This is a genomic window from Corynebacterium sp. HMSC063G05 (assembly GCF_001810555.1).
GTDB lineage: Bacteria > Actinomycetota > Actinomycetes > Mycobacteriales > Mycobacteriaceae > Corynebacterium > Corynebacterium jeikeium_D.
This window is the reverse complement of record NZ_KV801851.1, coordinates 81,835-95,498: the sequence shown is the minus strand read 5'-3', so window position 1 is coordinate 95,498 and position 13,664 is coordinate 81,835. Positions and strand designations below refer to the sequence as shown.

Sequence of the window (13,664 nt, the reverse complement as noted above, 5' to 3'; positions counted from 1 at the left end):
TCCTAGTTGATGGTGGCAGCATCCAGCTCGCTATCGATTGCGAGGTGGCGGCGGCCAGCGGGGGAATTGAGCTGACAGGATTCAACCTGAAAGATTTGGGCGACAAAGTCGCGGGTAAGCACTTCTGCGGGAATGCCGTCGGCCGCGATACCGCCGTCCGCGACCACGATGACGCGGTCGAAGTGGTTCATCACCAGGTCCAAGTCGTGGATCGCGGCAATGACACACGCTCCGCTGGAGCGGGCCAGACGGAGGACGGATTGTTGATGGCGCACGTCGAGGTGGTTAGTGGGCTCGTCGAGAAGCATGATTGGCGAGTCCTGGGCGATGGCACGCGCCAGACACACGCGACGACGTTGCCCACCCGAGAGTTGCCCACACAGGCGTTGCGCAACCGCTTCCAACCCCACGAGCTCCAGCGCACGGTCGACGTGGGAATTGTCCTCGGCGGTGTTGCCACCAAAAAGGCGCTGGTAGGGCAAGCGCCCCAGGGAGACAAAGTCGCGCACGCGCATTTCGGCGGGTGGAACCTCGTTTTGCGCGACGAAAGCCAGATCGCGGGCGCGGTGCTTCGAGCTGATTGAGCTCATCGATTTGCCGTTAATCTCGACCTCGCCCGTGGCCGGTTTCGTGATTCCACCGAGCGCACGCAGCAACGTGGATTTACCCGCGCCGTTAACACCAATGATGGCGGTCATGGGTTCTGCACCGAAGTTGAGGTTGACTCCGCTGACAATGGTGCGCCCAGCGATATCACAGCGCATATCTTTAGCGGCGAGTACAGATTTTGGTAGAGCGCTCATTTACTCAGCACCTCCGTAGCTGTAGTGCGAGCGGCTCATGAGGTAGAGGAAAAGTGGTGCGCCAACCAATCCCGTGACTACTCCCAGCGGCATTTCCTGGCTTCCGCCCACTACGCGCGCGATGATGTCCACCCAGATGAGAAACAGTCCACCCATGAGGGCAGCAACCGGTAGGACAACGCGGTGCGTGGCCCCTACCAAGATGCGGGTCAAGTGTGGAATCACCAGGCCGACAAACCCGATGCCGCCAGAGACCGCAACGAGCGTGCCAACGAGGACAGCCTGGAGCACAAATACCTGTGTGCGTAGCCGAGAAACATCAATACCTACGGCCGCTGCGGTGCTCTCACCAGTTGCCAGCGCATCCAGATGACGGGCTTTGACCAGGAAAAACAACAGTACTGCGATGAGGACAATGAGCGGGAAGAGCGTCTTCAGCCATGTCGCACCGGCAACAGAGCCCAGCATCCAAAACATCACGGACTGCGCGGCCCTCGGGTCTGGCCCAGCGAAGACCATGAAGCTACTCAGCGCGGAAAACGCAGCGGAGAGCACAACGCCGGAGAGCACCAAACGCAGCGGAGTCAGCCCACCGCCTGCAGTGGCGAAAGCACCGACCGCGAGGGTGGCCATTACTGCACCGAGGAGTGCACCGAATGTCAGCGGCGCGATGGGGCTACCGGAGAAAGCACCAAAGATAATCACCGCGGTCGCACCGGCACCGGCGCCGGCGGAAATACCTAGCAGATATGGGTCTGCCAACGGGTTACGGACCAATGTCTGCATAGCCACACCGGAGACAGCTAGCCCCGCCCCTACAATCGCTGCGAGAATACCCCGGGGAGCGCGGAGATTCCAGACGATGGTGTCCGAACTGGCGGGCACAGATTCATCGAGCTCAATGCCGAAGATGTGATGCGAAATGACCTGTGTCGTGGTGGACCAGGTGATATCCGCCGAGCCGAAGACCACCGCAGCGACCAGACTGACGGCAATGGCTATGACAATGACCAGCCCATAGATCCAAGGCATAAACCGCGGTGGGTTTTTAAATCTAACTCTCTCCATGTTTGCGTTCCTGCGTATGTATGAAACTCTCCCCGACACGACAACAACCGCCGCTCTCCCACTTCAGTGAGAAAACGACGGTTGCAGAAAACCGACTAAGGCTTATTGAGCGTCTTTATGCAATCGAGCCGCGAACCTTTTCGTAGGCAGCGCCGACCTTGTACAGACGATCGTCACCGTGGCGCGGAGCCATAATCTGCAGGCCTACCGGCAGGCCGGTGTCTTCAGCCAGGCCCGACGGCACGGACATGCCACACATGCCGGCCAGGTTGAGCGGCAGAGTACACAGGTCGAACATGTACATGCTCAGCGGGTCGTCAACCTTCTCGCCCAACTTAAACGCAGTGGTCGGAGTGGTCGGCGAGATCAGGACATCTACCTGTTCGAAGGCCCGCTCGAAGTCCTGCTGAATCAGGGTACGGACGCGCTGTGCCTGGATGTAGTAGGCATCGTAGTAACCGACCGATAGCGCGTAGGTACCAATGATGATGCGTCGCTTAACCTCATCGCCGAAACCAGCGGCACGGGTCATAGCCATGACCTCATCGGCCGAGTGCGAACCGTCATCACCAACACGCTGGCCGTAACGCATGCCGTCGAAACGAGCCAGGTTGGAGCTGACCTCACACGGCAGAATCAGGTAGTACGCGCTCAGTGCGTGGTCGAAGTTCGGGCAATCGACCTCGACCACCTCTGCGCCAGCTTCCTTAAGCTTGTCGACGGCCTCGTGGAAGCTGTCCAGTACGCCGGCCTGGTAACCCTCGGTGCGGTCGAACTGCTTGACGATGCCGACCTTAACCCCCGTGAGGTCACCGGTAGCACCTTCCTTGGCAGCAGCAACCACATCGGCAATCGGCTGCTCCGTGGAAGTCGAGTCATTCTCGTCGTGACCAGCAATGATTTCGTGCAGCAGCGCGGTGTCCAGAACGGTTCGCGCGGTCGGCCCACCCTGATCCAACGAGGAGGCGCAAGCGACCAGGCCGTAGCGGGATACCGTGCCATAGGTCGGCTTCACGCCGACCGTTGCGGTCAGAGCTGCTGGCTGACGAATCGAGCCACCGGTGTCAGTACCGATAGCCAGCGGAGCCATACCGGAGGCCAGCGCCGCGGAAGAGCCACCACCGGAACCGCCTGCGGTGCGCTCAACATCCCACGGGTTGTGAGTCGGGCCGTAAGCGGAGTTTTCAGTCGACGAGCCCATGGCGAACTCATCCATGTTGGTCTTACCCAGAATTGGGATGCCAGCTGCACGCAGCTTGGCAGTAACCGTTGCGTCGTAAGGGCTCATGTAGCCCTCGAGCATCTTGGAAGCGCAGGTGGTCGGCGCATCGGTGGTAGTGAAGACATCCTTCAGCGCCAGCGGAACACCGGCCAGCGCGGAGGCCGGCTCCTCGCCAGCATCCAGCGACTCATCGACCTTGCGAGCTGCAGCCAGGGCCTCTTCGGCACCGACGTGCAGGAATGCGTGAATGTCCTCATCAATTGCCGCGATACGGTCGAGGAACGCCTGGGTGACCTCTACCGAGGTCAGCTCACGAGCGTGAATCTTCTGTGCGAGCTCAAAAGCGCTCAGCCCCAGAATCGGGTCCTCAGCAACAGCGGCATGCAGGTTCGGGTTAGCTGCAATCATTTCTTCCACGTACTCCTACTCGCCGAGAATCTGGGGAACTTCGAAGCGCTGGCGGTCCTGCGACGGCGCCTGGTCCAGCGCCTGCTCCGCAGTCAGCGTCGGCTTGACGACGTCCTCGCGCATCACACCGGACAGCGAAGAGGGGTGACTCATCGGTTCAACATCATCCGCAGCCACCTTTTGAACGGCCTGGACGTGGTTAATAATGCCGTCGATCTGACCGGCGAACTCGTCGAGTTCCGCGTCAGTCAGAGCCAGACGGGACAATCGCGCTAGGTGGGCGACCTCATCGCGTGAGATAGCTGGCACGCTAGTACCCCTTTCATTTCTTCGTACGAAGCTAGTGCACAGAAGTTTAGTTGAAACTGATTTTGAACCGCGCGAGCGGGCTGTACTTGCCAACAGTAGTCGTTGTCGCCAAGCAGTTGTCCGCAGGGTCTTACATTTCAAAGGTTTACCCTGTAGCCTAAATCACTACTTCTATAGTTACACCGCAAGCATCACTATCAATTATTCGAAAGGTTGTGCACACAGCCATGAGTTACCTCCTTCGCATCCAGCTTCCCGACGAACCAGGCGCACTTGGCTACGTCGCGGCTGCCCTGGGCGAAGTAGAAGGTGATATTCGCAGTGTCGATGTCGTAGATTACGGCGCTAATGGCGTTGTTGTTGACGACATCGTGGTTGACCTGCCCATGGGCCTGCTACCAGACACACTGATTACAGCGGCTCAGTCCATTAGCGGAGTGGAAGTCGATTCAATTAGGCCTTTCTCCGGCTCGGTTGACCGCCGCGGACAGATTGCACTGCTGGCCAAGTTCTCACAGCACACGAAGAACTTGGATCGTGCCCTCGGAGATATCGTCGACGGCCTGCCTCAGACTATGACTGCCGGCTGGGCTATCGTCCTCGGCGAACAGAGCGATGGCCGCTGGGTACGTCGCGCTTCCTCTACCGCTGCTCCAGAGGATAACGGCCGGACTCTGCCGGAAGCCCCAATTGACTCGCCGCGAAACCTGGATCCGGACGAGGAAACGTGGCTGCCGGAGGACTGGACAGTTATGGACTCCTCCATTGCCGCCACTCCGATGGGCAAGGGCCTCGTTCTCGTTATTGGCCGGCCCGGCGGGCCGGACTTCCTACCAAGTGAGGTTGAGCACTTGGGCCGGATTGGCACGATTGTCGGCGCAATCATCGACTAGCAGCGGCTAATGGGCTGCCCTCTTCTGAGGGCTGCCCCCTTCCGCTCGAAGCTCTTACCCTAAGGCTCCTCCCCTATGGAGCGCAGTGATTCACGCTTAGCGGTAAAGTCTGGAACTGATACCAGTCAATAAGGAGCTTCTTTGATGTCGAACTTGAGTGACCTCGTCGGATCCCACATTCGTGCCGAGTCCGGCCGTGTCCCCCAGTCGTCCACTGAGATGGAATTCTGGTCCGGTCTGTCACGGGTTGTTGTCGATGACCTAGCGGACAACTGGCAGCGCACCACGGAGGCATACGCTGCTACCCGCCAGCAGCACTACTTCTCCGCCGAGTTCCTCATGGGTCGCGCCCTGCTGAATAACCTGCTCAATGCGGGTCTGGTGGATGAGGCCTCTGCTGCCGTGGAAAAGTACGGCAAGAATCTGACAGACGTGCTCGAGGCCGAACACGACGCCGCTCTCGGTAACGGTGGCCTGGGTCGTCTGGCCGCCTGCTTCCTGGATTCCTGTGCCACGCAGAATCTGCCGGTGACCGGTTATGGCATCCTCTACCGCTACGGTCTGTTCAAGCAGACCTTCGAAGATGGCTTCCAGGATGAGCACCCGGACCCGTGGATGGAAGAGGGCTACCCCTTCGTCATTCGTCGCGAGGAACTGTCCAAGATTGTCACCTTTGATGACTTGGTCGTGCGCGCTGTTCCATATGACATGCCAATTACCGGCTACGGCACCGATAACGTCGGCACGCTGCGCCTGTGGCACTCGGAGCCGATGCGTGAGTTCGACTATGACGCCTTCAACTCGCAGCGCTTCACCGACGCCATTGTCGAGCGTGAACGCGTCCATGACCTGTGCCGCGTGCTCTACCCGAATGACTCGACCTATGACGGCAAGGTCCTGCGTGTCCGCCAGCAGTACTTCTTCGTCTCCGCTTCGCTGCAGACGATGATCGATTCTTACATCGAGAATCACGGCGAGGACCTGCGCGATTTCCACAAGTACAACTCCATTCAGCTGAATGACACCCACCCGGTGCTCGCTATCCCAGAGCTGATGCGTCTGCTCCTGGATGAGCACGATATGAGCTGGGACGACGCCTGGAACGTCGTGTCCAACACCTTCGCCTACACCAACCACACCGTTCTGGCAGAAGCGTTGGAGACCTGGGAATACTCCATTTTTGACCGTCTCTTCGGCCGCGTTCTGGAGATCACCCGCGAGATCGACCGCCGCTTCCGCGAAGACCTCGCGGAGCGCGGCTTCGACCAGGGCAAGATTGACTACATGGCGCCGATTTCTCACGGTCGCATCCACATGGCGTGGATCGCCTGCTACGCCGCGTACTCCATCAACGGTGTTGCTGCCCTGCACACGGAGATCATTAAGCGCGAAACGTTGAAGGACTGGCACGATATCTGGCCGGAGCGTTTCAACAACAAGACCAATGGCGTCACCCCGCGCCGCTGGCTCAACCAGTGCAACCCGCGCCTGTCGGCACTGCTGACTCGCCTGTCGGGTTCGGACGCCTGGGTCACTGACTTGGACAAGCTCGCTGAGCTCGAAAAGTTTGCTGACGACGAGGCCGTGTTGCGTGAGATTCTCGACATCAAGCACGAGAACAAGAAGGACTTCGCCACCTGGCTGGAGCACCGCCAGGGTATTTCGGTGAACCCAGACGCCATCTTCGATACCCAGATTAAGCGTCTGCACGAGTACAAGCGCCAGCTTCTCAACGCGCTCTACATCCTCGATCTCTACTACCGCATCAAGGAAGACCCAGCGCTGGACGTGCCACCGCGCGTGTTCATCTTCGGTGCCAAGGCCGCCCCAGGCTACGTTCGCGCGAAGGCCATCATTAAGTTCATCAACGCTATCGCGGACAAGGTCAATAACGATCCGGACATGGACGGTCGCCTGCAGGTCGCTTTCGTTGAGAATTACAACGTCACCCCGGCAGAGCACATCATCCCGGCCACCGACGTCTCCGAGCAGATTTCCACTGCCGGTAAGGAGGCTTCGGGTACCTCGAACATGAAGTTCATGATGAACGGCGCACTGACGCTGGGCACCATGGACGGCGCAAACGTCGAAATCGTCGACGCCGCCGGCGAAGAGAACGCCTACATCTTCGGTGCGCTGGAAGAGGAACTGCCGGAGCTGCGCCGCACCTACAGCCCGCGTGGCACTTACGAAACGGTGCCGGGGCTCAAGCGCGCTGTCGATTCGCTTGTCGACGGAACATTTGCTGACGGTGGCAGCGGAATGTTCCACGACCTGCACTTCTCGCTGCTGGAGTCCAACGGGTACGAGCCGGCCGATGTTTACTACGTCCTCGGCGACTTCGCTGACTACCGCGAGACCCGCGACCGCATGGCGGAAGACTACCGCGACGAGCTGGCATGGGCCAAGAAGTGCTTCCTGAACATCATCCGTTCGGGCCGCTTCTCCTCCGACCGCACCATCCGCGATTACGCCAATGAGGTCTGGAAGCTGGAAGAGACCAAGATTTAGGCCCCGGCTGGGCCAAATCCTGGCTGGGCCAAGCCCCAGCTAGGCCTGCCCAGTTTCCAGCAACCGCTTGAACCCATCCTCGTCGAGGATGGGCAAGCCCAGCTCCTCGGCCTTTGTGGCCTTGGAACCGGCGTTTTCGCCCACCACCACGTAGTCGGTCTTCTTCGACACCGACCCTGCGGCCTTACCGCCACGGGAGATAATGGCTTCCTTCGCGCTGTCGCGAGTGAAGTCCTCCAAAGAGCCGGTGACTACCACGGTCAATCCCTCTAGCACCTGATCTGGACGATCGGCGACCTCATCGGCCATACGCACACCGGCAGCTTCCCATCGCTCGACAACCTCGCGGTGCCAGTCCACCTCGAACCAGTCAGCCACGGAATCGCCGATGATCTCGCCGATACCGTCGATGGCCGAAATCTCTTCGCGGCTCGCAGCGCGCAGCGCCTCCATCGAGCCGAACTTCTGTGCCAAGGTCCGCGCCACTGTTGGGCCCACATGACGAATGGACAGGCTGACCAATACGCGCCACAGCTCTTTATCCTTAGCTGCCTCGATATTGGCCAACAGCTTCTTACCATTGGCATTCAGCGTTTTCCGCGAAGCCGTAGTGTAGACCTCAGTGCCGAGCAAATCTTCCTCGGTGAGGTCGAAGAGGCGGGACTCGTCGTCAAGCACGCCGCGATGAATCAAATCGGCAGCGCCCCTCTCCCCCAGGTTTTCGATATCAAACCCGGAGCGGGAGGCGAGGAATTCAATTCGACGACGCAGCTGGCCTGGGCAGTAGCGGGTATTGGGGCAACGCCAATCGGCATCGCTGTCCTTTGCCGGAGCCAAACGAGTACCGCACTCGGGGCAGAGAGTCGGGTAAATGTACTTTCGCTCGCTACCATCTCGGAGATCGGCCACGGGACCGAGCACCTCTGGAATCACGTCACCGGCCTTGCGGATAGTCACACGGTCCCCGATGAGCACACCCTTTCGGTGCACTTCAGAAGGGTTGTGTAGCGTCGCCATCTCGACAGTTGACCCGGCCACGAAAACCGGCTTCATCACGGCATATGGCGTCGCACGACCAGTTCGGCCGATGGAAACTCGAATATCCAGCAGGTCCGTGGTGACCTCTTCTGGCGGATACTTGTAGGCAATCGCCCAGCGCGGTGCCCGCGAGGTCGCGCCCAACGCGCGCTGCTCGGAAAGGGAGTCAACCTTGACCACAAGCCCGTCCATCTCGTGGATGGCGTCGTGGCGGTGCTCGCCCCAGTACTGCATCTGCTTGACGACGTCATCCGCGGAATGAACCTGCTTTGTATACGGCGACACGTGGAAACCCCACTCGTCCAAGGCACGATATGCCTCGTGCTGGGACTGTGGACGCCAGCCCTCGATATGACCAATTCCATGGCAAATCATGGACAACCGGCGCTTGGCCACTTCTGCAACATCCTTCTGTCGCAGGGAACCGGCGGCGGCGTTACGGGGGTTGGCAAACGGCTTCTGACCCGCTTCGACGCGATCGGCGTTGATGCGTTCGAACTCTTCCAACGAGATAAAGACTTCACCACGCACCTCGAGCACGTCGGGAATGTTCTCGCCACTGATTTCATGCGGAATATCTTCGATAGTGCGCGCATTGGCGGTGACGTTCTCCCCCACGCGGCCGTCTCCACGGGTGGCGGCTCGAACTAGGCGACCCTTCTCATAGACCAGGTCGATAGACAAGCCATCGATTTTCAGCTCGGTCAGATACGTGCTGGCCGGAGTGCGGGCCAGCCAGCCGCGCAACTCCTGCTCATCGAAAACATTGTCCAAGCTGTAGAGGCGTTCGAGGTGCTCAACGGGCTCGAACACTTCCCCGTCGGCAGGCGTGTCGACCTGCGCACCGACCTGCTGCGTGGGGCTGTCCGGCACCACCAGATCGGGCCACTGCTCCTCTAACCGCTGCAGTTGACGGAACATCTCGTCATACTCAGCATCGGAGATAACCGGCTGCGCGGTGTAGTACAGCGCAGCGTTTTCACGAATGCGAGTTGCTAGCTCTTGCCACTTCTCCCGGACGTCCGCCGGCGCTGGCTCGGAGGCGGGGGCGCTGGAAAACGAAGACAAATCGGAGGTTGACAGGTCGGAGTTCTCATCGGTCGAGGAAGTCACGTCGCTCATTCTATGTCATTGCCCGGATGCGCCGGGGGACACGGAAATTCTCTTGACCTTGTTCCTGCCCCTCAGCGAATCCGCACTCTCCGCTACAGTTGAGACATGCATAATTTCGATCCGCGACGCATGCTCGCGTTTGATCTGGAGACTACCGGCACGGATCCTCGCACCTGCAAGATTGTCACTTCCGCGCTGGTCCGACTGACTGAGCAGGGCAAAGATTCCACCATCATGCTCGCTGATCCCGGTGTTGAAATTCCGCAAGCTGCGTCTGATGTGCATGGCATCACTACTGAAAAAGCTCGCGCGGAGGGGCGCCCGCACGATGAAGTGCTAGCGGATACCATTGCCGGCCTTCGAGCTGCCTGGCGCGATGGTCTGACCGTAGTGGCCTATAACGCGGCCTATGATCTGACGGTACTGCGCTCGCAGGATCCCAGTTTTACCGTTGACGGCCTCGTCGTCGACCCCTTTGTGCTGGATAATTACTTCGACCCGGAACGTCGTGAAAAACGCACATTGACTGATGTCTCCCGCCATTATCAGGTGCGCCTGGACGGGGCACATGATGCCACCGAAGATGCTCTGGCGGCTGCGCGCATCGCATGGGTGATGGCGCGCCACTACCGGGAGCTAACCGAAAAATCGGGAGAAGAGCTGATGGAGCTGCAGGCCGTCGCGTACTACCGGTACAAGAAAAACTTGCAGCAGTACCTGGCCGAAAAGGGTAAGGATACGTCGGACTTCACCTTCGGGTGGCCGATGGACTAAGCAGCGGGTTCCCCCCCCACCCTCTCCGGCCCTCCCAATATCCAGAGTTTTGTGATTATCCAATGGAAACCAAATATCCAAAATTCGGCGGTGTATCCAAGTTATCCAAGCCGATGTGGATTATCCATTGCTATGATTGATGCGTGACCACTCGCAGCGACAAGGCCATCTCCATCCCACGCAATCCTTTCCACCCCACATTCGGCCGATCCCCGGCCATCATCGGTGGGCGCGATGTCGAGCTGGACTCGTTTGAGCTGGCTCTGGCGGAAGGCCCCGGTAATCCCTGGCGAACCGCGCTAATTTCCGGTACCCGCGGAATCGGCAAGACGGTACTTCTCAACGAGTTTGAAGCCGCAGCAAAGCAACTGGGATGGATTGTGCTGCGTGCTCACATCGGCTCTGAAATGATTTCTGAACTCACCGATGTCACCATTCCGCGCGCTTTCAGTGCCATTGACAGTGCACCGACGGGCAGGGGCCGTCACCTCACCGGCCTGTCCATCGCCGGCATTGGCGGGTTTAAGACGGAAGTCAGCACTTCTCAGCCCGAGCCCGGCAGGAATCTGCTCAGCCAACTTCAGGATCTCTCGGCTCTCCTCATGCCACAGGGATCCGGCATCTTGCTCACTCTCGACGAAGTGCAAAGTGCAGAACCCGCACAGCTCAACGAAATTGCCCATGCAATCCAGGACCTAAATCGCGACGATGCGGAGATTGCCTTTGTCGCAGCCGGGCTGCCCAGCGGTATCGAAGACTTGCTCCAGCTAGAGGGCGCAACATTCTTACGCCGTGCCGAACGCGTGTCTCTGGGCCGATTGGACGTGGAGACCACCAAGGACATCATTCGCAGAACTGCAGAACTCGGCGAACGCGCGATGACCGAGGATGCCGTCGAGCTGGCCGCTGAACTCAGCCACGGCTACCCGTATCTCATACAGACCATTGGCTCAGTCGCTTGGGCGAAGGCCAGGTTGGCCCACTCGGACACCATTACCGCTCAGCATGTCTCGGATGCCGCAGCGGAATCCATCCGCCGCATCGGGCTGCAAGTTCATGCGCCCAGCCTGCGGAAAGTGCCACCTCGCCAGATTGATTTTCTCAAAGCGATGGCGCGCCTCTCTCCCAATGGAAAGCCCGTGGCCACGAGCGTCATCGCAGAGACCATGGGACGCAAACTCTCTGGCATCTCACAGCTTCGCCATGACCTGATTTACCGCGAGTTGATTGTGTCAGCGTCAACGGGATACGTGGAATTCACGCTTCCCTACTTCGCCGACTACCTCAATACGCTGGTGGAATAAGGTCGCTATTCGTCGCGAGCCAAGTCACCGGCTGCCCGACGAAGAAGCTCCGTGGCATTGCGGCCTGCGCCGAGTTGCGCCTGTGCTTCTTCATTGGAGCTGGCAGCAAAGCCGCCCATCGGCGCCAGATTCAGGCTCTCAGCAATCTGTAGGCGCGAATAGCCCAGCTCATCCCAGAACAGCGCTGCTTGCTCAGCGAGTGCTCGAGCCGGTGTCGCCACCGGGACGCCCGTGTGCTCTTCTCGCTCCGTGACCGTCACTGGCACAATACCTAGCTCCAGGGACATATCGGCACCGACCACGGCAGCCGCAAAATCCAGTTGCTGCGTGGTGGTCAGTTCTTTGCGAGGTAGCCACACTCCGGCCGCACCGGAATCCGCCAAGGCCTGAACAGCCAGGCCATCGGGGCTCGACAGCGCGATGGTCACTTCGATGTCGTCGTCACGCAGCGGCCCCGTGACCTCGAGGAAGATCTCCGCGATCTCGCGGTGCCCCTGGGCGGGGAGATAGCCCGCGTTGCCCATCAGCATGGACGGGGCCTTGATTTTGCCCTGTGCGACTGCACCGAGTGCGGGTTCTGCCAGAAGTACCTCGATGTCGCTGTCGAAACGCCGACGGACATCGGCGATGTGGGAAGCCAATCCCGCGGCCAGCGACTGCGCGAAGTATTTCACGGCGCCGCGGTCAACGGCGATGAGATGGCCTGCGGCATTTTCCACCGAAGTCGCCATCGTCCATGGGCCGAGAGCGGTCAGGCGAATTTTCTGCGGGGTGCGTCCCCACGCTTCCTCGCACGCGTCGATGTCGCGGTGGAGATAATCAGTGGCCAAGGCACTCGCGCGACCACGACGGTCGGCGACTTTCCAGGAGCGCGCTCCCCTGTCGACGACGAGGTCAGCCATGAGGGCGGCCGTGCGACCGACGGCATCGGCGCCGAACCCACGGGCGGGCAACGTCGGTAGCGTGAGGTGACCTTCCAGGCATTCGCCAATGACAATCTCTGCCGTCTCGTGTGGATTGCGGCCCGGCATCGGGCCAAGGCCGACAAAGGAGGTCACGACAAGTCCTCTTCACGGGCGGTCGAGACAATCGTGCCGGAGCCCAGCACGTAGTCGCCCGCAGTGTCAGTGTGGTACAAAACAGCGGCCTGACCAGGAGCGACACCACGAAGCGGATCGCTCAGGTGCAGCCGGAAGGCGCCACCGCGTCCGGTGACGTCATCGTCAGGTCCTGCCAGCACTTCAATGCGGCAGTCGATGGGGCGACCGTGCGCACGCACCTGCACCTGCAGCTTGCCGGCCTCCGAGGCAGCGAGTACCTCATCCGGGTTGGCCAGCCAGATGGCACGGTCGGCCTCGAGCACGTTGACATTCAGGTCCACAGCCGTGCCGATTGTCACCGTGCCGGTCTCTGCATCAATGCCGGTGACATAGCGCGGCTTGCCATCCGGCATCGGCCCCGCCAGGCCAATCCCCTTGCGCTGACCAATGGTGAAACCGTAGACACCGTCGTGCTCAGCGACGGTGTCGCCAGTTTCCTTATCCACAATGGTGCCCGGGCGACGGCCAATCTTCGCGCCCAGGAACGCCTTGGTATTGCCATCCGGGATGAAGCAGATGTCGTAAGAGTCCGGCTTGTTGGCAGTGCCTAGTCCCATCCCGCGGGCTTCTTCACGAATCTCTGGCTTCTCGGTGTTTCCTACCGGGAACATCGAGCGCTGCAGCTGCTCGCGATCCAGCACGCCCAGGACATAGGACTGGTCCTTCTTCGCATCGCGGCCGCGGCGCAACAGGCCGTCGTCGCCAAGCAAAGCGTAGTGCCCCGTGACCACAGCGTCGAAGCCGAGCGCGATGCCGCGCTCTAGTAGAGCGGCGAACTTGATGCGTTCATTGCAGCGCAGGCATGGGTTCGGCGTCTCGCCGCGCTCGTAGGAGTCGTAGAAGTCATCCATGACCTCTTCCTTGAAGCGCTCGGAGAAATCCCAGACGTAGAAGGGAATGCCCAGCTCATCGCAGACGCGGCGGGCATCGCCGGAGTCCTCTAGCGAACAGCAGCCGCGGGATCCGGCGCGAACGGACTGCGGATCTTTCGACAGCGCCAAGTGCACGCCGACGACCTCGTGACCTGCGGCCAATGCACGCGCCGCAGCCACGGAAGAATCCACACCACCGCTCATTGCTGCAAGAACTCGCATTGCGTTGCAACCTTTCCCCTCTAGATT

At 60.1% G+C, this 13,664-nt stretch carries 11 protein-coding genes; 4 read left to right on the top strand and 7 right to left on the bottom strand.

The features are described 5' to 3' along the window. Positions 1 to 2 precede the first annotated feature (2 nt). The 4 genes from HMPREF2751_RS06750 to gatC form a co-directional block, all read right to left on the bottom strand. A complete protein-coding gene (locus HMPREF2751_RS06750) occupies positions 3 to 803 on the bottom strand; it encodes an ABC transporter ATP-binding protein (RefSeq protein ID WP_049172090.1) in 801 nt (266 codons plus the stop codon). Next, positions 804 to 1,871, bottom strand: a complete 1,068-nt coding sequence (locus HMPREF2751_RS06745) for a FecCD family ABC transporter permease (RefSeq protein ID WP_370449368.1) — start codon at positions 1,869 to 1,871, stop codon at positions 804 to 806. It abuts the gene before it with no gap. A gap of 115 nt (positions 1,872 to 1,986) precedes the next feature. Then, complete coding sequence (gene gatA, locus HMPREF2751_RS06740) at positions 1,987 to 3,501, bottom strand: Asp-tRNA(Asn)/Glu-tRNA(Gln) amidotransferase subunit GatA (protein ID WP_049172086.1); 1,515 nt, start codon at positions 3,499 to 3,501, stop codon at positions 1,987 to 1,989. A gap of 15 nt (positions 3,502 to 3,516) precedes the next feature. Continuing rightward, the gene (gatC, locus tag HMPREF2751_RS06735; RefSeq protein WP_005509328.1) at positions 3,517 to 3,810 is read right to left on the bottom strand and encodes an Asp-tRNA(Asn)/Glu-tRNA(Gln) amidotransferase subunit GatC; all 294 of its coding nucleotides are present in this window, start codon (positions 3,808 to 3,810) and stop codon (positions 3,517 to 3,519) included. A gap of 227 nt (positions 3,811 to 4,037) precedes the next feature. Here gatC and HMPREF2751_RS06730 point away from each other — a divergent pair, with 227 nt between their 5' ends. Both HMPREF2751_RS06730 and HMPREF2751_RS06725 read left to right on the top strand, forming a co-directional pair. Further along, the gene (locus HMPREF2751_RS06730) at positions 4,038 to 4,703 is read left to right on the top strand and encodes an ACT domain-containing protein (protein WP_016422479.1); all 666 of its coding nucleotides are present in this window, start codon (positions 4,038 to 4,040) and stop codon (positions 4,701 to 4,703) included. Between the two features lie 144 nt (positions 4,704 to 4,847). Continuing rightward, positions 4,848 to 7,214 carry a glycogen/starch/alpha-glucan phosphorylase gene (locus HMPREF2751_RS06725; RefSeq protein ID WP_070595732.1) on the top strand — a complete coding sequence of 789 codons (2,367 nt, stop codon included), beginning with the start codon at positions 4,848 to 4,850 and terminating at the stop codon, positions 7,212 to 7,214. Positions 7,215 to 7,253: 39 nt separating this feature from the next. Here the strand turns inward: HMPREF2751_RS06725 and ligA are convergent, their stop codons facing one another. Further along, positions 7,254 to 9,374 (bottom strand): NAD-dependent DNA ligase LigA, encoded by a 2,121-nt coding sequence (gene ligA / locus HMPREF2751_RS06720; protein WP_016422477.1) that lies wholly within the window; start codon positions 9,372 to 9,374, stop codon positions 7,254 to 7,256. A 96-nt stretch (positions 9,375 to 9,470) separates the two neighbouring features. On the opposite strand from ligA, the gene HMPREF2751_RS06715 reads away from it, so the two are divergent. Both HMPREF2751_RS06715 and HMPREF2751_RS06710 read left to right on the top strand, forming a co-directional pair. Beyond that, positions 9,471 to 10,139: a 3'-5' exonuclease gene (locus HMPREF2751_RS06715; protein WP_042388608.1), complete on the top strand. Its 669-nt coding sequence runs from the start codon at positions 9,471 to 9,473 to the stop codon at positions 10,137 to 10,139. A 143-nt stretch (positions 10,140 to 10,282) separates the two neighbouring features. Then, the gene (locus tag HMPREF2751_RS06710; RefSeq protein ID WP_016422475.1) at positions 10,283 to 11,443 is read left to right on the top strand and encodes an ATP-binding protein; all 1,161 of its coding nucleotides are present in this window, start codon (positions 10,283 to 10,285) and stop codon (positions 11,441 to 11,443) included. 5 nt (positions 11,444 to 11,448) lie between these two features. Here the strand turns inward: HMPREF2751_RS06710 and HMPREF2751_RS06705 are convergent, their stop codons facing one another. Beyond that, positions 11,449 to 12,501: a uroporphyrinogen decarboxylase/cobalamine-independent methonine synthase family protein gene (locus tag HMPREF2751_RS06705; protein WP_016422474.1), complete on the bottom strand. Its 1,053-nt coding sequence runs from the start codon at positions 12,499 to 12,501 to the stop codon at positions 11,449 to 11,451. Next, complete coding sequence (mnmA, locus tag HMPREF2751_RS06700) at positions 12,498 to 13,637, bottom strand: tRNA 2-thiouridine(34) synthase MnmA (protein WP_016422473.1); 1,140 nt, start codon at positions 13,635 to 13,637, stop codon at positions 12,498 to 12,500. The genes HMPREF2751_RS06705 and mnmA overlap by 4 nt, the downstream gene beginning before the upstream one ends. Positions 13,638 to 13,664 lie beyond the last annotated feature (27 nt).